Annotated in this window: 22 protein-coding genes; 13 read left to right on the forward strand and 9 right to left on the reverse strand. The window is 57.9% G+C overall.

Going from position 1 to position 23,515, the window contains the following annotated elements:
• Window positions 1-37 precede the first annotated feature (37 nt).
• A complete protein-coding gene (locus ACI3K0_RS02355; protein ID WP_404944849.1) occupies window positions 38-490 on the forward strand; it encodes a Kazal-type serine protease inhibitor domain-containing protein in 453 nt (150 codons plus the stop codon).
• A gap of 107 nt (window positions 491-597) precedes the next feature.
• A complete protein-coding gene (locus ACI3K0_RS02360) occupies window positions 598-855 on the forward strand; it encodes a hypothetical protein (protein WP_183821399.1) in 258 nt (85 codons plus the stop codon).
• A gap of 31 nt (window positions 856-886) precedes the next feature.
• Here the strand turns inward: ACI3K0_RS02360 and ACI3K0_RS02365 are convergent, their stop codons facing one another.
• Window positions 887-3,664, reverse strand: a complete 2,778-nt coding sequence (locus tag ACI3K0_RS02365; protein WP_183821398.1) for an EAL domain-containing protein — start codon at window positions 3,662-3,664, stop codon at window positions 887-889.
• Window positions 3,665-4,029: 365 nt separating this feature from the next.
• Here ACI3K0_RS02365 and ACI3K0_RS02370 point away from each other — a divergent pair, with 365 nt between their 5' ends.
• The 5 genes from ACI3K0_RS02370 (at window position 4,030) to ACI3K0_RS02390 (ending at window position 9,929) form a co-directional block, all read left to right on the forward strand.
• Entirely contained in the window at window positions 4,030-4,638 is a 609-nt protein-coding gene (locus ACI3K0_RS02370; protein WP_148147501.1) for a 50S ribosomal protein L25/general stress protein Ctc, read from the forward strand.
• A 193-nt stretch (window positions 4,639-4,831) separates the two neighbouring features.
• On the forward strand, window positions 4,832-7,207 hold the full coding sequence (locus ACI3K0_RS02375) for an EAL domain-containing protein (RefSeq protein WP_183821397.1): 2,376 nt from the start codon (window positions 4,832-4,834) through the stop codon (window positions 7,205-7,207).
• A gap of 158 nt (window positions 7,208-7,365) precedes the next feature.
• Entirely contained in the window at window positions 7,366-8,103 is a 738-nt protein-coding gene (locus tag ACI3K0_RS02380) for an ABC transporter substrate-binding protein (RefSeq protein ID WP_148147499.1), read from the forward strand.
• Between the two features lie 67 nt (window positions 8,104-8,170).
• Window positions 8,171-8,899 (forward strand): aminoacyl-tRNA hydrolase, encoded by a 729-nt coding sequence (pth, locus tag ACI3K0_RS02385; RefSeq protein ID WP_183821396.1) that lies wholly within the window; start codon window positions 8,171-8,173, stop codon window positions 8,897-8,899.
• Window positions 8,900-9,050: 151 nt separating this feature from the next.
• On the forward strand, window positions 9,051-9,929 hold the full coding sequence (locus ACI3K0_RS02390; protein ID WP_394353630.1) for an oxygenase MpaB family protein: 879 nt from the start codon (window positions 9,051-9,053) through the stop codon (window positions 9,927-9,929).
• 10 nt (window positions 9,930-9,939) lie between these two features.
• Here the strand turns inward: ACI3K0_RS02390 and clpS are convergent, their stop codons facing one another.
• Window positions 9,940-10,248 carry an ATP-dependent Clp protease adapter ClpS gene (clpS, locus tag ACI3K0_RS02395; RefSeq protein ID WP_148147496.1) on the reverse strand — a complete coding sequence of 103 codons (309 nt, stop codon included), beginning with the start codon at window positions 10,246-10,248 and terminating at the stop codon, window positions 9,940-9,942.
• Window positions 10,249-10,429: 181 nt separating this feature from the next.
• On the opposite strand from clpS, the gene ychF reads away from it, so the two are divergent.
• The 3 genes from ychF to ACI3K0_RS02410 all read left to right on the forward strand — a co-directional run bounded on the left by ychF (window position 10,430) and on the right by ACI3K0_RS02410 (window position 12,541).
• Complete coding sequence (gene ychF / locus ACI3K0_RS02400; protein WP_148147495.1) at window positions 10,430-11,533, forward strand: redox-regulated ATPase YchF; 1,104 nt, start codon at window positions 10,430-10,432, stop codon at window positions 11,531-11,533.
• A 70-nt stretch (window positions 11,534-11,603) separates the two neighbouring features.
• Window positions 11,604-12,077: a MaoC family dehydratase gene (locus tag ACI3K0_RS02405; RefSeq protein ID WP_148147494.1), complete on the forward strand. Its 474-nt coding sequence runs from the start codon at window positions 11,604-11,606 to the stop codon at window positions 12,075-12,077.
• On the forward strand, window positions 12,074-12,541 hold the full coding sequence (locus ACI3K0_RS02410; RefSeq protein WP_148147493.1) for a MaoC family dehydratase: 468 nt from the start codon (window positions 12,074-12,076) through the stop codon (window positions 12,539-12,541). The genes ACI3K0_RS02405 and ACI3K0_RS02410 overlap by 4 nt, the downstream gene beginning before the upstream one ends.
• Here ACI3K0_RS02410 and ACI3K0_RS02415 read toward each other — a convergent pair.
• Window positions 12,538-13,149, reverse strand: coding sequence for a LysE family translocator (locus tag ACI3K0_RS02415; protein ID WP_148147492.1), 612 nt, complete (start codon window positions 13,147-13,149; stop codon window positions 12,538-12,540). The two genes, ACI3K0_RS02410 and ACI3K0_RS02415, sit on opposite strands and share 4 nt — an antisense overlap.
• A gap of 205 nt (window positions 13,150-13,354) precedes the next feature.
• Here ACI3K0_RS02415 and ACI3K0_RS02420 point away from each other — a divergent pair, with 205 nt between their 5' ends.
• The gene (locus ACI3K0_RS02420) at window positions 13,355-14,176 is read left to right on the forward strand and encodes an arginase family protein (protein ID WP_183821394.1); all 822 of its coding nucleotides are present in this window, start codon (window positions 13,355-13,357) and stop codon (window positions 14,174-14,176) included.
• A complete protein-coding gene (locus ACI3K0_RS02425; RefSeq protein WP_183821393.1) occupies window positions 14,173-14,586 on the forward strand; it encodes an NUDIX domain-containing protein in 414 nt (137 codons plus the stop codon). The genes ACI3K0_RS02420 and ACI3K0_RS02425 overlap by 4 nt, the downstream gene beginning before the upstream one ends.
• Before the next feature lie 37 nt (window positions 14,587-14,623).
• Here the strand turns inward: ACI3K0_RS02425 and ACI3K0_RS02430 are convergent, their stop codons facing one another.
• From ACI3K0_RS02430 to petA, 4 genes are all read right to left on the reverse strand, one after another.
• Window positions 14,624-15,169, reverse strand: a complete 546-nt coding sequence (locus ACI3K0_RS02430) for an adenine phosphoribosyltransferase (protein ID WP_148147489.1) — start codon at window positions 15,167-15,169, stop codon at window positions 14,624-14,626.
• Between the two features lie 182 nt (window positions 15,170-15,351).
• Window positions 15,352-16,233: a cytochrome c1 gene (locus tag ACI3K0_RS02435; protein ID WP_148147488.1), complete on the reverse strand. Its 882-nt coding sequence runs from the start codon at window positions 16,231-16,233 to the stop codon at window positions 15,352-15,354.
• A gap of 20 nt (window positions 16,234-16,253) precedes the next feature.
• Window positions 16,254-17,588, reverse strand: coding sequence for a cytochrome b N-terminal domain-containing protein (locus ACI3K0_RS02440; RefSeq protein WP_183821392.1), 1,335 nt, complete (start codon window positions 17,586-17,588; stop codon window positions 16,254-16,256).
• Window positions 17,589-17,599: 11 nt separating this feature from the next.
• A complete protein-coding gene (petA, locus tag ACI3K0_RS02445) occupies window positions 17,600-18,178 on the reverse strand; it encodes a ubiquinol-cytochrome c reductase iron-sulfur subunit (RefSeq protein WP_148147486.1) in 579 nt (192 codons plus the stop codon).
• A 378-nt stretch (window positions 18,179-18,556) separates the two neighbouring features.
• Between petA and ACI3K0_RS02450 the strand changes: the two genes are divergently transcribed.
• Complete coding sequence (locus tag ACI3K0_RS02450) at window positions 18,557-19,501, forward strand: endonuclease/exonuclease/phosphatase family protein (RefSeq protein ID WP_183821391.1); 945 nt, start codon at window positions 18,557-18,559, stop codon at window positions 19,499-19,501.
• A 4-nt stretch (window positions 19,502-19,505) separates the two neighbouring features.
• Here the strand turns inward: ACI3K0_RS02450 and ACI3K0_RS02455 are convergent, their stop codons facing one another.
• Window positions 19,506-21,371: an ABC transporter ATP-binding protein gene (locus ACI3K0_RS02455; protein ID WP_246435732.1), complete on the reverse strand. Its 1,866-nt coding sequence runs from the start codon at window positions 21,369-21,371 to the stop codon at window positions 19,506-19,508.
• A gap of 131 nt (window positions 21,372-21,502) precedes the next feature.
• Window positions 21,503-23,434 carry a methyl-accepting chemotaxis protein gene (locus tag ACI3K0_RS02460; protein ID WP_394353615.1) on the reverse strand — a complete coding sequence of 644 codons (1,932 nt, stop codon included), beginning with the start codon at window positions 23,432-23,434 and terminating at the stop codon, window positions 21,503-21,505.
• Window positions 23,435-23,515 lie beyond the last annotated feature (81 nt).

The raw sequence follows: 23,515 nt of genomic DNA on the forward strand, positions 1-23,515 counted from the left end.
TTTAGGTTGATTTCAATTCAACGGGGAGGAATCACGAATGTCATTCATATCGACCCATATGGCAAAGCTGCCGCTTCTTATACTGCTACCGCTTCTTTCGGCCTGCGTCGAAGGTGGCCCGCCCTCCGGCCCGGGAGGATATTACCCACCTCCCCGCCCCGACCGCGGCCCGCAGATGTGCACCATGGACTATCGCCCGGTTTGCGGCGAAAGAGGCGGACGACTGGAAACCTTCGGCAATTCCTGCCAGGCAAATGCGCGCGGCTTCCGTGTCGTCGGTTCCGGCGAATGCAGAGCCCCCGGCAGACCCGACCGTCCCGATTGGGACAGGCCGGGCAATCCAGGCCGCCCTCAGCCCGGCGGCATCTGCACCCGCGAATACCGACCCGTCTGCGGCCAGCGCGGCGGCCGCAACCAGACTTTCCCCAATGCCTGCGAGGCAAACAACGCCGGCTTCGGGATCATTTCATCCGGCGAATGCCGCCGCTGATAAAAATCGCTGGAAGACAGCAGCAAAACGCCGGGGCAATCGTCCCGGCGTTTTGCATTCGGCAAACACGTTGACTATGTAGGTCCGGTATATCCAAGGAGTCCTGCATGGCCGCCCGCGACCGCTATTCCCGAAAGCTCGAATGTTCCCAGTGCGGCAATACCGGTTTTGCCGAAGTTTCCGAAATCGATGACAAGCGCGCCGCCAACCGGGATTTCCGTGTCGATGAGCTCCCTAAAGGTTTTCGCACCGAATTTGCCTCCACCGACCCGCGCAAGCACATGATCCGCTGCAGCGATTGCGGCTTCAAGTTCCGCTTCGAGCAAAAGTCGGTCTACGCACCGGGCGGCGAAGCCCGCCGCTGATGCCGAAGCCTCAGTCCGTCACCCGAGACGGTCAGGCCGCCTCGGTGAGGTTTTGCTTGTCGATCGGCATGGGTCGCCCAAGAAGATAGCCCTGCGCCTCATGGCAACCTTCCTGCCTGAGGATATCCAGCTGGACCGACGTCTCGACGCCTTCGGCAAGAACCGGAATGCGCAATCCCTGTCCCAGAGCCAGAATGGCCCGGACCATTGCCTTCGCTTCCTCGCTTCTCTCGACATCGGCCAGAAAGCTGCGGTCGAGCTTGATCTTGTCGAACGGGAAGGACTGAAGCGTCTCCAATGACGAATAGCCGGTGCCGAAATCATCGATGGCGATGGAGACACCGAGCGCCTTGATTGCCCGCAGCGCATGCAGCGCCCGCTGCTTGTCGCTGAAAATCGAACTCTCGGTAATCTCCAGTTCCAGGCGGCCAGGTTTCAATCCCGTCTCGATCAGAACCCGATGGACGAGCGCCGGCATGTCCGTGTGTGCGATCTGCACAGGCGAAAGATTGACTGCAATCTTGTGTGCGACGGGCCAGCCGGCCGCCTCACGGCAAGCCTCGCGAAGCACCCATTCACCGATGGGCAGGATGGCGCCGCATTCCTCCGCAACAGGTATGAAATCTGCAGGAGAAACGAGGCCTCGCTCCGGATGACGCCAGCGCAGCAGCACCTCGTAACCGGTGATCTCTCCCGTGGAAACAGACTTCTGGACCTGATAATTCAGGTAAAGCTGCTTCTCCTCGATGGCGACCCAAAGCTCCTTCGCCATCTTGGTGCGGTCACGGGCGGCCTCATCCATTTCCACGTCGTAGAAGCAGACTTGGCCGGATAGCGATCCTTTGGCGCGATACATCGCAAGATCGGCGTTGGCAATGAGCGCCTCCGGCAACTGTCCGTCATTCGGATAGAGTGCAACGCCCATGCTCGCACCGGTGCTCAGGCGATGTCCCTCGACATCCATGGGGCGGTTGAATTCGCTCATCATGCGATCCAGCAACACACCGACTTCGCCGATCTCGTCATATCGCATGGCCGCCACAAATTCGTCGCCGCCGAAACGAGCAAAGATCTGATTGGCCCCGATGACCCTGAGCATGCGGCGGGAAATTTCCTTGAGCACGGCATCGCCAACGCCATGTCCCAACTGGTCGTTGATCTGCTTGAACCTGTTCAGATCGATACCGATCACCGCCAGCCGATGGCCGGAACTCTCCGCATGCAGAACCTCGCTTTCCAGATGGCTCATGAAAGCGGCTCTGTTGGGAAGTTGCGTCAGGCTGTCGTGACGAGCCATGAAGGCGATCTGCTCCTCGGAGCGAACCTGTTCACTGATATCCTCGAAGGTCGAAACCCAGCCCCCGTCGGTGAGCACGTTCAGTCCAATGCGAAATGTCTGTCCACCGGCCGTGCGGTGCACGATGCCACGCTGCCCTGATCTCACTGCAGACATATAGCGATTGTAGTGTTTTTGCGCACGCGTCAGAGCATCTTGCGGGTCGAAGTAGGACATCTCATAACCCTTGCGCACGATGTCCCAGTAACTGATCCCAGGCGTAACGAAGCCTTTCGGAAACTTGAACATCTCGCGATAACGTCCATTGCAAAGTATCAGCCTTTCGTGACGGTCGAAAAGGCAGATGCCCTGGCTCATGTTTTCCAGCGCAAGATCCAGATTTTGTGTGACCTGAGCGATGCGGTCACTGTCTTGTTTCTGTCGGGTTATATCGCGCGTGATCTTGGCGTAACCGATCAGCACGCCGTCCTCATCACGGACCGGCTGGATTACGATATGCGCCCAGAACCACGTACCGTCTTTTCTGTATCGCTTTCCTTCTGCTTCGAAACGACCGCTCTCGCGCGCCGTTGACAAGGCCAGTTGGGGCATCCCCGCAGCCTGATCATCACGCGAATAGAAACGCGCGAAACTCTGGCCAATAATTTCCTTTGCGGCGTATCCCTTTGCACGCTCGGCACCGGCATTCCAGTTCGTCACGATGCCTGCTGGATCCAGCATGTAAATCGCATAATCGGTCACGCCACGAACGAGCAGCTGGAAGTTCCTCTCGCTGGCCTTGGACGATCGCGCGGCGCGGCTCGAAACGATCGCGGCTGTCGCCCCCGACCCGATGAGCGACAAGGACACGACGACGATCGTCGATAACATCAGCGGCTTTGACATCGAGCCAACTTCGATTGCCATGGACAGATCAGGAACGAAAGTTGCCGCTCCCATGGCGATAAAGTGCATGCATACAATCGCCAGCGACAAAATGCCCGCAGCCAGGACGACGGCCTTTGCGCCTCTCGATAGCGCAATGACAAAGCCTATCGGCGCCATAAGTATGGCCACAGCAATCGCGGCAACCACCAGCGAACGATCCCAGACAATCGCGCCGGCAAACTCGATGGCAGACATCCCGGTGAAGTGCATGCAGGAAATTCCCGCACCGAACACAACACCCGCCCCTGCAGCCGCGGAACGCGTCGGAATGATGAGAATGATGGCGGCCGCGGCAAAGGTGGCCATGAAAGCCAGCCCCAGTGAAACCAGCGTCAGTGCAAAGTCGAAGCGGAAAGTATGCCCCGGATCATAGGCGAGCATTGCGACAAAGTGCGTTGCCCATATGCCGAATCCTCCGGCTCCTGCAGCAACCGCGGCCCAGGTTATACGCGCAGCACGATTTGTTTCCCGTGCCCGACCGATGAATGACACCGTTGCAAGGTTTGCCAGAAAGCAAAGCATGCCGGCCACAAGCACGAGCTTCAGATTGTGTTCCTGCACCAGGCAAGTGACGACGCCATACATCAATTTCATTCCTTGAGATCGATGATGCTTTTCGACGTCGTATATTTAACAAATCCGATACTTACTGGCTCAGTTTGCAGTTTTCGGCTGAACCAGAAGAAATTTACTTAACAATCTTGCAAGAGGGGCCTACCTAGGATCAACAGCGAGCAAATATCCCGCAACAGGTAGCTGTGCGACCACAATAATACAACACGTTGTCATATTCACGAAACCCTTGCGTCACAGGGGGCATTGTACTATAGGGGCGCGTCCGCGTAGACACCCTTGGAGGCAATGCGGATGAAGTGCGTTTTACGCCTTCCGGTTCAGAATGACCATTTTTGATCGACTGAACTCTCCAAATAACCTCGAAAGGAAATGCCATGAGCCAGGAATCTTACGAGCTCAAGGCCGAGGCGCGCGAACGGGTAGGTAAGGGGTCCTCCCGCGAACTTCGCCGCAACGGTTTTATTCCCGCTGTCATCTACGGTGACAAGCAGGCCCCGATTTCAATCGCCCTCAACACCAATGAGGTCACCAAGCGTATTCACGCCGGCGGCTTCATGACGACGATTGCAACCATCGATCTCGATGGCAAGAAGTACACCGTCCTGCCGAAGGACTACCAGCTGGATCCGGTGCGTGACTTCACCATGCACGTCGACTTCCTGCGCGTCTCCGGCAACACCGAAGTTACCGTCGACGTTCCGGTTCACTTCGTCAACGAAGACAAGTCCGCGATCAAGCAGGGCGGCGTCCTGAACATCGTCCGTCACACGGTTGAGTTCCACTGCCCGGCCAACGCCATCCCGGAATTCATCACCGTCGACCTCGACGGTGCCAAGATCGGCGACAGCATGCACATCTCGGCCGTCAAGCTGCCAAAGGGCGTGCGCCCGGTCATCACCGACCGCGACTTCACCATCGCCACGCTCGTAGCTCCGGCTGCTGGTGTTGCTGAAGAAGAAGTTGCTGCTCCTTCCGAAGAATAATAGATATTCTTCGATTGAGACAGAAAGCCCGCCCTTCGGCGGGCTTTTTTGTTTTCGTCACGGCACGCAACTCATGCATTTCGGCAAATATTTGGGAGAACGTGTCAGGGAAGTTTAAACATTTGGGTGGAAGGATAGTGGGGAAATACGGGGTGGTATTTTAAAAAGAACAATATTGGGCCGGGGAAAACAAATGACTCATTCTGTTGAGAGTCGTTTCATTGCCATAATATCTGGCGCGCTTCTCGTCGTCGTGGCTCCGCTTTTTACGCTTTTCCTCGCCCTTTCGTCCCAACAGGCTTCCCAGAGCATCGGTGAGCATGTTGATGTCGTGATGAACAGCAACACCCAGGCACTCGGAAAACCGCTATGGGACCTGGATCTGGACAGCATCAGCCAGGTCGCGCAAATGATGCTGCTTGATCAGATGGTCCACGCCGTTCAGATCAATGACACCACGGGCAAGCTCAACGTCTTCGAAGCCGTTGCCGGAGCGCCAGAACTCAATACTCTCGAAGCGCGCAGCCAGACGGTGATCTATCGATCCCTGCAGGGACCTCGTGAAGTCGGCACTTTGACGATCTACGTCCCGGTTGCCAATTGGTTCTCGGGCCTGCATCAGATCGAGTTTGCGTTCATATCCATTTTCATCATCGCTATCCTGACTGTGTTCGGCGCTGCCGTTTTCGGCAACAGGATCATGGTCGTTCGCCCTTTGACACGTCTGACAGCCGCAATCGAGGCCACCCGCAGACTTGGCTCGCGACACCACGTCGACTGGCGCTCCGCCGATGAGATGGGGAGATTGGCAAAGAGTTTCAACGAGATGCAGTTCCTTCTGGAGCGCGAGGAAAAGGAACTGAAGCGAGCCCATCAGCAGACGATCGAAATTTACAACCTCACGCCGGCAATGCTGTTCTCATTGACCGCGGGCGACACAGTGGCTGCCGTGAGCGACTACTGGCTATTGGCCACAGGCTACCAGCGAGAAGAAGTTATCGGACAGCATTTTTCGGATTTCCTTTTCGCCCCAGACCGGGCTTCTTTTGAAAATCGCAGAAGGCACACAGCGGCCCAATGCGTTACGATAGAAATTACCGTACGCTTCCTGTGCAAGAACGGCCGCATCCTTGATGTCCTGATCGCCGAAGCTGATCTTGGCGCAACCACCACCCATCTTGCCGGCTCGTTGAGTGTCATGACCGACGTCACCGAACTAAAGCAATCCGAATTCCGCAACCATCAGCAGGCGATAACCGACCATTTGACAGGACTGCTGAACAGGCAGGGTTTCGAAGCCGCTCTGGACCGTCATATCGTCGAAGCCGACCGGATGGCGACCCAGCTCGCCTGCCTCTTCGTCGACCTCGATCGCTTCAAGGCGATCAACGACAATCATGGGCACGCAGCGGGCGACCTCGTTCTGCAGGAGTTCGTTGTAAGGCTGCAACCCATGCTGCACGACACAGATACAGTCTCCAGACTTGGCGGCGACGAATTCGCCATCGTAATCGCCGGCCCGGACGCCGAAAGCCGCAGTGCTGATCTGTGCCAGCAGATTATCGACATGTTCGAATCGCCGTTTCGTATCGAAGGAACCGGCATAAGGCTGAGCGCCAGCGTGGGTGTCGCCTTTTATCCGCAACACGCAGCGACTGCCGCCGACCTGCTGCAGAAATCCGATCTGGCCATGTATGCCCGCAAACGTGACGGTAAGAACGGCGCCAGAGTCTACGATCCCGCTATCCTGACAAGAACCAGGGAAAAAGCCGAAATTGAAAGCGACATCGAAGTAGGAATTGCAGCCAACTGGTTCGAAGCGCATTTTCAGCCGATCGTAGGCATGGCAACTGGCATACCGGTCGGGTTCGAAGCACTCATGCGTCTTCGCCACCCTCGCAAGGGCTTGCTTCCCCCGGGTCCGCTAGTCAGCGTTGCGGAAGAAAACGGATCGATTGCCGCGATCGGCAATCTTATTCTTGAAGATGCAATCGCCAATCTCAATCGCGTTTCTCGCCTTCCTGGCCTTGGCGACACATATGTCGCCGTGAACTTTTCGCCCTTGCAATTCGAACGCTGCCTTCCCGCGCGCCTGACCAGAATGCTGGGTGAAGGGGGAATCCTGCCGGCCCGCCTTGTGATCGAAATCACCGAGGCTGTATTGATGCATGACGACCCGGAGATTCGCAGAACTCTTTCCGAGCTGCACGATCTCGGTTGCCGCATCGCCTTGGACGATTTCGGCACCGGCTATTCATCTCTTAGCTATCTGAACCGGTTCCCTGTCGATATCGTCAAAATTGATCAATCCTTCGTTCAGTCGCTCCTTGGTGGTGACAGCGATTTGGAGCGAAAAAGCAGGATGCTGATCGAAGGCATTACGACCATTTCGCATCAGATGCAGTGTAAGGTCGTGGCGGAAGGCGTCGAAACTGCGCAGCAGCGGCAACAGCTGATGCAGATCGGCGTCGACTACGCACAGGGCTACCACTTCTCTAGGCCTCGCGAAATCAATGACTTGCTGGCAGATTTTTCTGGACATCCCAGCAAGGCATCGCTCGCCAGCTGAACGGGGAAATGTCACAATTAGATATGCATGCCAACTGCGCAGTTGTGCATGTGTAGGAACAAGCGGTGATATTGAGACATGAAGCGTACAGAGCGCATATGACAGAGCGCCTCAAGCTTCGAGGCACGACGCTTCCAGTAACATTTCGGAGGCCCGCGATGAAGATGATGATTGCACTGATCGGCATGCTCGGAGCGACAGCACCCGCCCTTGCCCAGACTGCGGTGACGCTCACGACTGAATCATATCCTCCGTTCATCTATCGTAACGCAGACGGAACATATAGCGGGTCCAGTGTAGAACAGGTCGCCGCTCTGATGGGGAAGGCAGGTATTCCGTTCACCATGGAGATAATGCCTTGGGCAAGAGCAATCACCCTGGCCGAGACTTTGCCCATGCACTGCGCCTTTTCCGCTGCGCGTATTCCAGAACGGGAAGACCGGTTCAAATGGGTGACCCCCTTAAGCATCAGCCGGCATGTACTGGTACGCCTTAAGGGGTCGAGTGTTACGGCAAGCACACTCGACGAAGCCAAGCGCTACACAATAGGCACGCACCGCGCGGACTTCACGGAGACCCTGTTGCGCGAACGGGGTTTTCCCTCGATCGATCTGAGCTCGGATTTCGAAATCACGCTCAACAAGCTCCTGGAGCGACGCGTTGACATGATGCCGATGTCGGACAACATCTTTGAAAGGCTAAAACTCGAGGGAAAGCCGGTGGAAATCGCTCTGCCCTTTTCGGAAAGTCACTTTGGCATGGCCTGCAACAAGCAGATGCCCGATGACATGATCACCCGCATGCAGGATGGACTGGATGCACTCATCCGCGAAAAAGGCCAGGATGAAATTCTCCGGCGCTACGGACTGAAGCCCCTCCGCTTGTGGGAAAAATAGACACATAGACATTGACAGTGCCGTCATTTCGCGGTGGTGACAGAGCGCAGAAAGACGGAGAGTTTCAATGTTGATCATTGCTGGCCTTGGCAATCCCGGAGCGCAATACGCAGGCAACCGCCACAATGTCGGTTTCATGGCTGTCGACGCCATTCAGCGACGTGCGGGCTTTTCGCCTTGGTCGAAGAAGTTCAAGGCAGTGATCTCGGAAGGCGAGATCGATGGCGAGAAGGTTCTGTTGATGAAGCCGCAGACCTTCATGAACCTCTCGGGCGAGGCCGTTGGCGAGGCCATGCGCTTCTACAAGCTGACGCCGGCAAATATCGTCGCGATCTACGATGAACTCGATCTGCCACCGGGAAGAACGCGGCTCAAGACAGCCGGAGGCCACGGCGGGCACAACGGCATCAAATCGCTCGACGCCCATTGCGGCAAGGATTATCGCCGGCTGCGCATCGGCATCGGTCACCCTGGAAACAAGGAACTGGTGCACGGACATGTCCTGGGAGATTTCGCCAAGTCTGACAAGGTCTGGCTGGAACCGCTGATGAACGCGATCGCCGACAATGCCGGGATGCTGGTCAAAGGCGAGGACTCGCAGTTGATGAACAAGCTGACGCTTGCCGTAGGCGGCAAGCCGGAGCCGGAAAAACCGGCGGCAAAACAGCCGCAGCCCCCAAAACCGGCGGGCCAATCCCACATCCGTCAGGCTCGTAATGGCGGAAAGCCGAACCTGCCGACATCTGGCCCGATGGCCGAAATGCTGAAGAAGATGTTCGGAGGCAAGGAAAATTGAGTTGAAGCGCGCGCACTTGAAACGGCCCTAAAATACGACAATAAATCATATAAACTGGAACAAATGTCCCTTTTCCGCTTTCCCGCGAAAAGGAGTTCTCGATGTTTCATCACACTGCCCCCTGCCTCTTCCCGGCCTGCTGCATGACCGGATAGATCGCACGACCGCACGGCTTATCAACAGTGCAGGTCCGACCATCGACTTCTCTACCCCAAAAGGGGAAGCGGCACTGACGGCTGCGGACTCGGTCTCCTGGCGTATCTTCAAGAATCAGATCTCCTTGTTCATCGGCGGAATTGCCGCCGTCCTGCTGGAATTTGCAGAACCCAAGGTTCGTGACGGCGTCTGGCAGCACAGCACTTTCCGACACGATGCACTGACACGCCTCCAGCGAACAGGTCTGGCGGCCATGGTCACAGTCTATGGCGCCCGCAGCCAGGCTGAAGCGATGATTGCCGGCGTCGTACGGCGCCACAGCAGGGTGGATGGGCGCACCAGCAATGGTGAGGCTTACAACGCCAACGATCGCGAGCTGCTGGATTGGGTGCAGGCGACCACCGGCTTCGGCTTCATGCAGGCATATCACCGATTTGTGCGGCCATTGTCCGCAGATGAACGCGATTCCCTGTTCCGCGAGGCACGACCAGCCGCAGAGCTTTACGGCGCACGTGGCGCGCCTGCATCCCAGATGGAACTCGACCTGCTCTTCGCTTCCAAGGGCTCGCGGCTTGAACCATCACCCATCATCGGCGAATTTCTCTACATCATGCGCACGGTCTCAGCCCTTCCAGGGCCGGCACGCCCGCTACAATTGCTCCTGCTCAAGGCGGCCATCGAGATCCTGCCGGAGTGGATCAGGCAGCGGCTGGAGCTTGGCCGCAAATGGTCATTGACGCATCTCGAACGCGCCACCGTGAAAATTGCCGCCCGCACGGCCGATAGACTGGTGCTCAAATTCTCTCCACCGGTCCAGGCTTGCCGAAGGCTGGGTCTGCCCGATGATTTCCTCTATCGGCCGATTACACAATAGCCGGGAGAAGTTACTCCTCCGGCTCGGTGGTGAACATCAGCGGATAGCCCGCTTCCTTCGCGAGATCCACCGCCTCCTTGGCCTTCGTTTCGGCAATATCCTTTGCGCAGACGACGACCACACAGGAACCAAGCCGGTGAGCGGTCATCATCACCCGCAAGCCCGTCTCCTCGCTCATACGGAAAACGGCCTTAAGTACCATCGTAACAAACCCACGCGGCGTGTAGTCGTCGTTCAGCAATATGACTTTGTAGAGCTTGGGCCGCTCCAGCTTTGGTTTCGATTTCGTTTTCGGGGCGAGAACCGTATCTTCGGCCATCAGCTTGACCTCCATGTGAGGAAAGCCTCAATCGGGCATATGAGTTATCTTGCGCCGCAGCAGGAAGATTTCAAGCCATAGCGTCTCCTGAGACGGATGCAGAATATCGCAAGCCTTGACCCGCAGGGCACTTTCCCCCATAGCCACTGCAAACTCAGTTAAACGATAGGTTTCATCCCCGATGGGCTTTAAATGCGGTATCGTCGGACTGCCCAATGTCGGCAAGTCCACCCTTTTCAACGCACTGACAAAGACGGCTGCCGCGCAGGCTGCGAACTATCCGTTCTGCACGATCGAGCCGAACACCGGTGAAGTTGCTGTTCCGGATGCGCGCATGCAGAAGCTTGCGACGATCGCCGGTTCGAAGGAAATCATCCCGACCCGCATCTCCTTCGTCGACATCGCCGGCCTCGTGCGCGGTGCATCGAAGGGCGAAGGCCTGGGCAATAAGTTCCTTGCCAATATCCGCGAAGTCGACGCCGTCGTCCACGTGCTGCGCTGCTTCGAAGATGACGACATCACCCATGTCGAGGGCAAGATCAACCCGGTTGGCGACGCCGACACGATCGAGACCGAGCTGATGCTCGCCGACCTCGAAAGCCTGGAGCGCCGCGTCGAACAGACCCGCAAGCGAGCCACCGGCAAGGACAAGGAATCGATCGCCCAGTTGCCGGTGATGGAAGAAGTCATCAAGCTTCTGAACGAAGGCAAGCCGGCCCGTATTCTCCTGAAGACGCTGGCACCGGAAGAGATCGAGATCCTCAAGAGCCTCAACCTCCTGACCTCGCATCCGGTCCTTTATGTCTGCAACGTCGCCGAAGGCGATGCTGTCGATGGCAACGAGCACACCAAGGCCGTCGCCGAAATGGCAAAGGCTCAGGGCGCCGAATGCGTCATCATCTCGGCCGCGATCGAATCCGAAGTCGCCCAGCTTCCCGATGAGGAAGCCAAGGAGTTCCTCGGCGCACTTGGCCTTGAAGAAGCCGGCCTCGACCGCCTGATCCGCGCAGGTTACCACCTGCTCGACCTGATCACCTATTTCACCGTCGGCCCGAAGGAATGCCGTGCCTGGACGATCCGTCGCGGCACCAAGGCACCGCAGGCCGCTGGCGTCATCCATACCGATTTCGAACGCGGTTTCATCCGCGCCTTCACCATCTCCTACGACGATTACATCGCCTATAAGGGCGAAGTCGGCGCCAAGGAAGCAGGCAAGGGCCGCGACGAAGGCAAGGAATATGTCGTCAACGATGGCGACGTCATCCACTTCCGCTTCAACACCTAAGATCGAAAACCATGCGCTACGGCCGGGAGTTTCCCGACCGTAGCCTCATTCTCCATTGCCGAGGCGCACCATGCTTTACCTCGAGGATTTCACCCCCGGCCGCGTTCTGCCGCTTGCGTCATGCACGCTCGATGCGGCGGCAATCATCGAATTCGCCAGCGAATTCGATCCGCAGCCGATGCATCTTGACGAAGAGGCCGGCAAGGCCAGCATTCTCGGCGGACTGGCGGCATCGGGCTGGCACACGGCAAGCCTCTTCATGCGCATGATGTATGACGGCTGGCTGGCGAAGTCTTCGTCGGAAGGCTCTCCCGGCATCGAATTCATGGAATGGAAAAAGCCCGTTCTTGCGGGAGATACGCTCTCCGGCCGCTCGACGGTGATCGAGGCACGTCCGCTTCGCTCGCGCCCCGGTCTCGGCCTCGTCAAATTTCTCCACGAGGTCATCAACCAGAACGACGAAATCGTCATGCGCGGCGAAAACCCGATCATGTTCCGCGCCCGCCCTGCCGACGAAACAGTAACCGCCGGAGACAGGGCATGAAACTCGCCGACGTCTCCCTACCCGGCCAGACGGTCGTCACCGGCTCGCTTCTCTTCACCGCAGAAGACATCATAGCCTTCGCAAAGAAATACGATCCCCAGCCCTTTCATACCGATCCGGAAGCAGCAAAGAACTTTGTCTTTGGCGGCCTGTGCGCATCCGGATGGCATACCTGCGCAGGCTGGATGAAGATGTTTATCGCCTACTGGGCCAAGGAACATGCCCGGCTTCTAGCCGAAGGCATCGAACCTCCAAAACTCGGCCCCTCGCCCGGTTTCAAGAAACTGCAATGGCTGAAGCCCGTTTATGCCGGCGATACGATCACCTATTCAGTCACGCTCATTGAAAGCCGCCCACTGATGTCGCGGCCAGGAACGTCGATCAACCTGACGGCCAATCAGGGCGTCAACCAGAAGGGCGAAACCGTTCTGCGCTTCGAGAGCACCGTTCTGGAATTCGATTAACGTGCAACGACCACGGCAGCGCCTGCGCCGATCATCACTGCCCCCGCAGCGCGATTGGCCCGCCGCACGATAAGGGGATTGCGAAGCGCATGCCGTGCGCGGCTGGCAAGCGCCACATGCCCGCCCACGACGACGACTTCCACGGCGAGAATGATCATGGCCAGCATCACGCCATCAGCAACGGCTAACCCGGTACCGACAACATTCGGCAACAGCGCGATATAGAACAGCGGCATCTTGGGATTGCCAAGATTGAGAACCACGCCGGTCAGATAGGCGCCGAACAGGCTTCCATTCGCCTGTGGCGTAAGCGCCGGCACCACCGGTTCAGCCATCCAGAGCCTGATCCCCGTCCACACGAGATAGATCGCGCCGCCATAGCGCAGGACAGTCATAACGACACCCATCTCGCTGGCGACGACCGACAGGCCGAAAACCGCCAGCGCCAGAAACATGAGAATGCCGGTGCACGTCCCTGCCCCATAGGCTATCCCCGACAAGGCGCCCTGTGCGACGGTACGGGCAACGATCGTCACGTTATCCGGACCGGGACTGGCCGCGAAGAAGAGAAATGCGGCAGCAAAGCCGGCAAGCGCAGTGACGTCCATCTGATTCTCCCTCGGAAAATGAAAGACTATCAACGCCGCCTTCTCTCACAACCCCAAGGATTTGGGGGAACAGAAGAACCGGAACAGCGTCAAAATTGAGTTTGCCATAAGCACGGCTATCGCTATATCCAACAGAATATCACGAACTATTCTTCTCCGCAGGGCCGCGCAAAACCTCCTTCCCGCATCATCAGCCTGGGTTGTCATGACATTTGAACTTATCGTCTCGCAGGGACGCATCGCCGACCGGACATCGGGTGCCATTCCCGGAGCCGCATTGACGGCAAAGTTGGTTTCCAGCCTCACCGGACTTGCACCACTCGAGATCGGCCAGATTTCACCGGCACGCGATGACCATTGGTCTTTGGCACTTGCCGAGGCCAACGTCACACTGGCGGAGTTACGGCAGGCGATCTCGCAAACGATCGATCGCGGCAATCGCCCACTCATGGTCGCCAACACCTGCGCCGCCAGCCTTGCCTCTCTGCCGGTCGCAGCACGGGCACATCCGGAAGCGGTCGTCCTCTGGATCGATGCCCATGGAGACTTCAACACGCCTTTCACGACGGAAAGCGGTTATCTCGGCGGCATGGTTCTGGCAGCAGCCTGCGGCATGTGGGAGAGCGGCCACGGCAGCGGTATCGATCCGAAAAATGTCATCGTCGTCGGCGGAAGAGATATCGATCCCGCCGAATCCGACCTGATGAAACAGGCCGGGCTGCGCATCATTCCCCCATCAACCGCGACGCCGCAGGCGATACTTTCCGAAATCGGCGATCGGGAGATATGTATCCATGTCGACTGGGACGTACTTGAACCCGGACATATTCCGGCCGCCTACGCGATTGCCGATGGTCTCTTGCCCGATACGCTCCGGGAAATTTTCTCCGCTCTTCCAACACACCGGATCCTAGGCATCGAACTCGCGGAATTCGAAGCGTCCGGCGAATGGTCGAAAGATGAGAAAGTCCTGGATTTCATCGCGAATATCGTCTCACCGCTATTGTTCGAAAGCTCGACCACATGACGCAGACAATCCGCATCGCAGCCGCCGTTATCATCCGCACCGATGGCTTAACGCTTCTCGTTCGCAAACGGGCAACCACGGCCTTCATGCAGCCCGGAGGCAAGATCGAGCCACAGGAAAGCCCGGCATCCGCTCTTCTGCGCGAACTCGTGGAGGAAATAGGTCTGCACGCATCGCTCGACGACCTGCACCCGCTTGGCCATTTCGAGGCACCCGCAGCCAATGAAGCGGGTTTTACCGTGTCCGCCGATGTCTTTCTGATCGAGAGCGGAGATGCCCATATCGCCAGTTCCGCCGAGATCGAGGAACTGCGCTGGATAGATCCGGAGAAACCGGGCGACGTTGTTATGGCAGAACTAACCGAGCACCACATCCTGCCCGCTTATCTGCAAAAACGCGCCGGGGGTTAGCCCGACGCGCTTGAACTATGCCATGGCCTGCAAAAGGTCAGTGGCCGGAAAACTCGGCCAATGTGCGAACCTCGACGCCAAGCGCTTCGAGGTTCTTGCGACCGCCGAGATCCGGCAGGTCGATGACGAAGCAGGCGGAGACGACTTCCGCACCGATCTGGCGCAGCAGCTTGACGGCGCCGACAGCAGTACCGCCGGTCGCGATCAGGTCGTCGCAGAGGATCACTTTTTCGCCAGGCTTTACCGCATCGACATGGATTTCCATCTCGTCGGTACCGTATTCCAGCGCATAGGCCATGCTGACCGTGCGATAGGGCAGCTTGCCCTTCTTGCGGATCGGCACGAAACCAGCCGAAAGCTGATGTGCCATCGCGCCGCCCAAAATGAAGCCACGCGCTTCCATGCCGGCGATCTTGTCGACGCCCATTCCTTCGTAGGGTTTGACCAGTTCATCCACCGCCAGACGGAAGGCCGCCGCATCACCGAGCAACGTGGTGATATCGCGAAAGATGATGCCGGGCTTGGGATAATCCGGAATGGACCGGATCGCAGCGGCGAGAATGTCTTTGGTCGAGGCAGTCATGATAACCCTGTTAAAGCAATTCCAGCAAAAGTGGGAACCGGTTTTGCATCCGGAATTGCGTAAAAAGCTCCGTCGTCTTGCGGCAGGATCTTTCCGTACCAGTCGAACGAGCGGCCTGTTGAAGATGCGCACATGAAAAAGGCGGCCGAAGCCGCCTTCTCTATCTTTGACCCGGCTTCGGATCAATGTTCCTTATTGGCATAGACCGACTTCTTCGTCAGGTAAATGAGCCCGCTGAAGATCACCAGAAATACCATGACCATGAAACCGGTCCGCTTGCGTTCTTCCAGATGCGGCTCCGCAGCCCACATCAGGAAGGCAGCAATGTCCTTGGCATACTGGTCCACCGTCTGCGGCGAGCCGTCGTCATAGGTCACCTGATCGTCTGCGATCGGCGGGGCCATGGCAAGCGAGGCGGCATTGGCGAAATAGGGATTGTAATGCCCACCTTCCGGCACTTCCACACCCGCTGGCGGCTCCTGATAGCCGGTGATCAGCGAGTAGATATAGTCGGGGCCGCCTTCCTGATACTGGGTGAAGATATCGACGACGAATTGCGGGAAGCCGCGCGTGATACCGCGTGCCTTGCCGAGCAGCGAGAAGTCCGGCGGTGCAGCCCCGTTATTGGCCGCCGCGGCGGCCTGGTGGTTGGGGAACGGAGACGGAAAATGGTCGGACGGCACACCGGCACGTTCGAACATTTCGCCATCGTCATTCGGTCCGTCCTGGATCTGATAGTTGGCGGCAAAGGCTTTCACCTGTGCTTCCGAATATCCGAGATCGCCCAGCGTCCGGAAAGGCACCAGCTCCATAGAATGGCAGGCGGAACAGACTTCCGTATAGACCTTCAAACCACGCTGAAGCTGCTGCTTGTCGTAATGGCCGAAAGGTCCGGCAAAGCTCCATTTTACATTCTTTGGATGGTGGATCGGATAATGCGGTGTAGCACCCTCCGCATGGGCTTCGGCCCCGGCGGCCTCGTGGTTTTCCTGAGCATTGGCCTGGGCGATGCCCAATCCGGCCAGAAGCGCCAGGGAGAGAAGGCTTGTAGCAAGCTTTTTCATGTGTCGATCCCTCTCCGCGCTCACGCCGTGGCCTTGGCCGGTTCGGTCGTATCCGAGCCTGCCTTCTTGCTCTTCTGCTCCAGCACCGCTTCGGTGATCGAGTTCGGAATTCGCCGTGGCGTTTCGAACAGGCCGAGAAGCGGCATGATCACCAGGAAGAAGCCGAAGTAATAGAGCGTTCCCAGCTGCGAATAACCGACGTAATTGCCCTTCAGATCGCCGCCGAACAGCAGCGCGATGAGCCCGCCACCTTCCGCCGGCATGGCACCGAGCCAGCCGAGGAAGATCGAGTTGGCAACGAAGATCCAGAAGAACAGCTTGTACCAGGGACGGTAGACGGCCGATCTGACCTTTGACGTATCAAGCCAGGGCAGGAAGAACAGGATGATGATCGAACCGAACATGACGAGCACGCCGCCGAGCTTGCTGTCAATCGGTCCAACATTGAAGGTGATCGCACGCAGCATCGCGTAGAATGGCAGGTAGTACCATTCGGGCACGATATGCGCCGGAGTCTTCAGGGCGTCGGCCGGGATGTAGTTGTCCGGATGGCCGAGATAGTTCGGCATATAGAAGATGAACCAGGCATAGACGATCAGGAAGACCGACACGCCGAACGCGTCTTTCAGCGTCGCATAGGGCGTGAAAGGCACCGTATCGGTCTTCGACTTCACCTCGACACCAGTCGGGTTCGTCTGGCCGGTGACATGCAGCGCCCAGACGTGCAGCACGACGACGCCGGCGATCATGAACGGCAAGAGGTAGTGAAGCGAGAAAAACCGGTTCAGCGTCGGCTGATCGACGGCAAAGCCGCCGAGCAGGAACTGCTGGATCCACTCGCCGACCAACGGGAAGGCGGTGAAGAAACCGGTGATGACCGTTGCGCCCCAGAAAGACATCTGTCCCCAGGGAAGCACATAGCCCATGAAGCCGGTCGCCATCATCAGCAGATAGATGACGACACCAAGAATCCAGAGGATTTCGCGCGGCGCCTTGTATGAACCGTAATAGAGACCGCGGGCAATATGCAGATAAACCGCGATGAAGAAGAAGGATGCACCGTTGGAATGCATATACCGCAGCAGCCAACCATGATTGACGTCGCGCATGATCTTTTCAACCGAGACGAAAGCTTCGGCCGTCGAGGCTGTGTAATGCATTGCCAGCACGACGCCACTCAGGATCTGCACGATCAGCATCACCGAGAGCATCGCACCGAATGTATAGGCGTAATTCAGGTTTCGCGGCACCGGATAGGCGACGAAGCTGTCATACACCATGCGCGGCAAAGGCAGCCGCTGGTCGATCCACCGTTCGATCCCCGTCGACGGTTGATAAGACGAATGTCCACTCATATGTCAGCCCCTCACCCGATCCTGATCACGGTATCGCTTGCGAATGCGAATGTCGGAATTGCAAGGTTCTGCGGTGCAGGACCTTTTCGGATGCGGCCCGCAGTATCGTAATGCGAGCCATGGCAGGGACAGAACCATCCGTTGAAATCGCCGGACTGGCCAAGCGGAACACAACCGAGATGGGTGCAGGAGCCGATCATCACGATCCAGTTTTCCTTGCCTTCGCCGGCAGACCGGTCGAGGCCGGTCGCCTCTGCATCCGCCGCGATATTGGCGTTGCGGGCGACGGGATCCTTCAGGTCGGACAGTTGAACGGCATTGGCTTCTTCTAGTTCCTTGGGCGTGCGGTTGCGAATGAACACCGGCTTGCCGCGCCATTTGACGGTCAGCGACATGCCTGGTTGCAGCGCTGCGACATTCACCTCGATCGAGGCGAGTGCCAGTGTCGACGCATCCGGGCGCATCTGGTCGATAAATGGCCATGCAACGGCCGCAGCACCCACAGCGCCGGCCATGCCGGTCGTCAGATAGAGGAAATCGCGGCGCGTGGGTTCGCTCACCGTTCCTTCACTTGGATTATGCTCACTCACGGTTCAACCATCCTCTCATGCAATGTCCCTGTCATCCGCATGCCTCCTCCTGGCTGTGGTCAACCTCCGTCACCATAGATCGAACACCGATTCCCCAGCAAGCTAGTGCGATCTTTGATTTGATCGCAGATAAACTTGCCGCTTGGCAAGGCCTACGACCGGATGAAGGAACACGATTTCTATTTTGGCATGTAATCGACAGGGCACTGCAACATTGTCTTGCGACACTATGCAGCGGCCATGATTTAACCTGCGATATCAATGAGGAACTTGATTTGGATCAAGCGCATTTCGCAGCCATGAGAAGCAAACATGTTGCGTTGCAAGAGACATTTGCGCGTGCTAATTCATCAATCAAGTGAAGCTTCGGACCCGATCATGACCTCAAGAAAGATCCTTTCCGTTGCAATCTGCGTCATCGTGTCGCTCGTAATGCTGGCAATCGGCACGCGATACCCGCATCCACACTGGATGTTCGCCACGCTTCACAGCCTCCAATTACACGCGGCCGTGGCATGCAGCCTGAGCATGCTTTTTGCGCTAGCTCTCCACCGCAACATCGTCTCCCTGCTTCTGCTCGCCGGATCGCTGGCCCTTGCCGGCCATGCCGTAATCATGGGGCGGGAATACACAGGGATGGCGATGGAAAACGACGCCAATGCCCCGAGCTTCAGCCTGCTCTCCTTCAACATCCTCAAGGAAAATGAGGAAAACGGGGAAGCGATTGCGAGGATGATCGCCAATTCGGGCGCCGATGTCGTCAACATCATGGAAGCCGAACCACTTGAGGCGCACCTCTCATTGCTTGGCTCGAGCTATCCCTACCATATTGGCTGCGGTGTTCTGACCGCCGGATGCGATCAGCTGATGTTGTCGAAGACACCGCTCGAGCGAGGAACGATCCGAAGCCTGAGCACACTCTTCAGCGACCGCTTCATTCTGGCCGAAACGGAAATCAGAGGACACAAGGTCAATATTGCCGGTATCCACACGACCAAACCCTATTTCGATGAATTCCAGACCGTAGAGCTGGTGCAAGCCACCCTCGCCATGGAAAAGATGCAAGGCCCGCTTGTCCTTTCGGGTGATTTCAACGCCTCGTCACTGGCTCCCAATATCCGCAGCTTCTTTACTTGGACGGGGCTTAGAACTGCATCATATGAACCACCGACATGGCCTGTCAGCCTCGGCAAGTTCGGACTGCCGATCGACCATGTCTATGTCCGGGCGCCGTTGAAGATCAGATCGATCTCCACTCTGCCAAGCGCTTATGGGTCAAATCATGCAGGACTGATGGCAGATCTCGTCATCAGCAACCAGTGAAGACCTATTGTGCGGCATCGGCGGCAAGAAAGCCGCCTGTCTGGCGTGACCAGAGTTCGGCATAAAGGCCGCCTGCGGAAACCAGTTCGCTATGCGTCCCCTCTTCCACGATCCGCCCCTTGTCCATCACGATCAAGCGGTCGAGCATGGCAATTGTTGATAGACGATGGGCAATGGCAAGCACTGTCTTGCCTTGCATGAGACCGTCGAGGCTCGCTTGGATTGCGGCCTCCACCTCTGAATCGAGCGCCGAGGTCGCCTCGTCGAGAATGAGGATCGGCGCATCCTTGAGCATGACGCGGGCAATCGCGATCCTTTGCCTCTGCCCGCCCGAAAGCTTCACGCCACGTTCGCCCACATGCGCATCGAAACCTCTGCGCCCGCGCTGGTCCACCAGATTGGCGATGAATTCGTCCGCCTGCGCCTTTTCGGACGCGGCAAGCAGTTGCGCATCGGATGCATCCGGGCGGCCGAAAAGAATGTTGTCGCGGATAGAGCGATGCAGCAGCGACGTGTCCTGAGTGACCATGCCTATCTGTGCTCTCAGCGTTTCCTGGCTGACCTTGGAAATATCCTGGCCATCGATCTCGATCCGGCCGCCTTCCAGGTCGTAGAACCGCAGGAGCAGATTGACGAGCGTCGACTTGCCCGCTCCCGACCGGCCGATAATGCCGACCTTTTCACCCGCACGAACGGTCAGATTCAGATGATCGATGACGCCCTTGTCTTTTCCATAGTGGAAACTGACGTCATTGAACCGGATCTGCGGCCGCTCGACCTTGAGCGCCTGCGCGCTGGGCACATCGGTCAACCCGATTGGCTGAGAAATCAGCTCGGCCGCGTTCTGTACCGTGCCGAAATTGCGCATGATCCCGTTGAACTGCGTCATCAGGCGACCAAGCAGGAAATTCAGCCGCAGCACCAGTGCCAGCGTGAAGGCGACCGCACCAGCGCTGATATTGCCCTGCAGCCAGAGATGGATGCAAAGCGCCGCCATCGACGTGATCATCACACCCGATAGCAGCGCCATAGATGCCCGAACGCCGGTGATGAACCGAGTAAACATCAGCGTCGTCGACTGAAACGTGTTGAAGCCCTCTCGCATGTAGCGGTCATTCGCCTCGTCGCGACCGAACAGGCGCAGCGTCTGGATATTGCTATAGGCGTCGACCATCCGGCCCGATAGCATCGAGGCAGCCTCCGCCGTCTCCTTCGAATGGTAGCGGATACGCGGCACGAAATAACGTGCGAGCGCGGCAAAGATCGCCACCCAGGCCAGCACCAGCACCGCCAGCCGCCAATCGAGTCCGCCGACCAGCATCAGCATCGACGCCGAATAGATGCAGACGAACCAGACACTTTCCATCAGCGAGGTCACAAGGTCACCCGCCGCCTGCCCGCCGGACCAGACCTTTGTCACGATCCGTCCGGCAAAATCGTTCTGGAAGAAGGACAGGGATTGCCGCGCCACGTGCTGATAGGACTGCCAGCGAACCAGATTATAGAACCCCGGCGTGATGATCTGCTGATCGACAAGCGCGGTCGCCAACGTCACCAGGAAGCGTACGACGCCAATCAGTACCAGCATCCCGCCAAGTTCCCAGCCATGCGCGGCCAGAAGACCGTCCCATCCCTGCGCGCGATCGATGCTGGCCAGAATATCGACGAGACGGCCGACAAACCAGAACAGCGCTGCCTCGATAGCAGCCGTCAGCCCACCGAGAACCAGCATGGCGAGAAATGGCGTCTTGGCCTGCCGTACATAGAACCAGATGAAGGCAATCGTTCCTTCCGGCGGCCGCAGGTCTCCCTTTTCGGCAAAGGGGCGAATACGTGTCTCGAAAAAACGGAAGAACTGGGTAATGGCCATGGCAACGGATATATGCCGGTTCCGCAATGCGGCAAAGGGCACCGAGATTACATTTCGGCAAGGATATCCGGGAGCCGGACACGCAAACGGCGGCCGAAGCCGCCGTTTGTTCATATTTTGTCAGGCGAAACTTAGAATTCCGACCATTCCTGCTTCACAGCCGCAGCGGAGGAACCGCCACCGAACGCCGAAGCGATCCGGTTGCCAAGAGCACGAGCAGGTGAAACGGCCGGGCGCGATGCAGGTGTGGCTGCGCTCGGCGCAGTTCCGGCGGCCCTTGTGCCTTCACCGAGATTGAACTGCGCCAGCAATTCGGTCAGCGCCGCGGCCTGGGTTGCAAGGCTGTGGCTTGCCGCCGTCGTCTGCTCCACCATCGCTGCGTTCTGCTGCGTGCCCTGGTCCATGTGATGAACCGAAGTACTGATCTCGGAAAGACCGGTGGACTGCTCGCGGGCCGAAACCACGATCGAGCCGACATTGGTGTTGATCCGCTGCACTTCGGAAACGATCGTCTCCAGCGCCTTGCCGGTCTCACCGACCAGCGTCACGCCGTCCCGCACCTTTTCGCCGGACTTGGTGATGAGAGACTTAATCTCGCGGGCGGCATTGGCAGAACGCTGGGCAAGCTCGCGGACTTCCTGTGCCACGACAGCAAAGCCCTTGCCGGCTTCACCGGCACGTGCGGCCTCGACACCGGCGTTGAGAGCAAGCAGGTTCGTCTGGAAGGCGATGTCGTCGATCACGCCGATAATATTGCCGATCTCTGCAGAGGACTGCTCGATCGCTTCCATCGCGGCAACGGCCTGGCGAACGACCTCGCCGGAGCGCTCGGCGCCGACGCGCGTCTGATCGACCAACTTGCCTGCTTCACCGGCACGCACAGCCGAATCCTTCACCGCCGTCGTCACCTCCTCCAGCGCCGCAGCGGTTTGCTCGACGGAAGCCGCCTGCTGTTCGGTGCGTTTGGAAAGATCGTCGGCCGCAGAACGGATTTCGTTCGCACCTGCATCGATCATTCGCGCATTGTCGCCGACCGAACGCAGTGCGGTCTGCAGCTTGCCGACCGATTCGTTGAAGTTGACACGCAACTGATCCAACTGACCGGCGAACTGCTGATCGAGACGAACCGTCATGTTACCATCGGAAAGGTTCTTCAGACCGCCTGCCAGAGCCTCCACGGCAAACGACACTTCGGCCGCCTCACGCGCCTTTCGCTCTTCGTTGGCGATCCGCTCCCGCTCGCCCATCGAGCGGTTGGCTTCGGTCTGTTCCTCAAGACGAACCCGCTCCAGCGCATTGTCGCGGAAAACGGCAACAGCAGCTGCCATGTCGCCGATTTCATCCGCGCGACCGGCATAAGGAATGGTGATCTGATTGTTGCCCGCAGCCAGGGACTGCATGGAATCGGTGATTTCCGTAATCGGGCGCGTCACGCGGAAAAGGCTGAGCATGGCTGCGCCGATAGCGATCGCAACGGCAAAGAGAACGCCGATGATCGTCGAGACATAGACGAACTGCGCCATCTCCTTGGTGATCCGGCCGTCCTCGACGCTGCGAACCTTGTTGTCATCGATCAGGCCCTTGAGCACATCGCTAGCCTCGGCACCCTTCGGCACCATCTGGGCAATCATATCCCTGGCTTCGTAAACTCGCGACGAGCTGACCAGCTGGACGAACTGAGCGCCCATGGCGTCATAATCGGCAACGAGCTTCTGAAGGGCCGCGTATTTTTCCTTCGCAGCCGGGATAGTGATGCCCTGCTCGTAATTGTCGAAAGCTTCGGCACGCACTTTATTGGCCGCCTGAAGCCGCTCGATCATCTGCTTTTTCTCGGCGGCATTCGGCGCGGCAAGCGTCATCAGATAAAGCTGCCGGACATCGGACAATACACGGTCCATATTGGCGATCAGGAGAGCGCGCTCCATGCGGCGGCCGATCGTGTCCGCCTGCGTCTCGATCTGAGCGACCGATCGCATGCCCAATGCGCCCTGAACAATAAGGATGAGAACGGTGATACCGAAAAGGGCGGGTAGAAGAAATTTGATTTTTATCGTGTTCATCATCTCAAACCATCAACAATACGCAATGGTGCCATGCACCATACGCATCCCTGACAGTTACAGATAAACAAAGGCTTACCAGCC

The sequence above is a fragment of the Rhizobium sp. ZW T2_16 genome (assembly GCF_044987325.1).
GTDB lineage: Bacteria > Pseudomonadota > Alphaproteobacteria > Rhizobiales > Rhizobiaceae > Neorhizobium > Neorhizobium cellulosilyticum.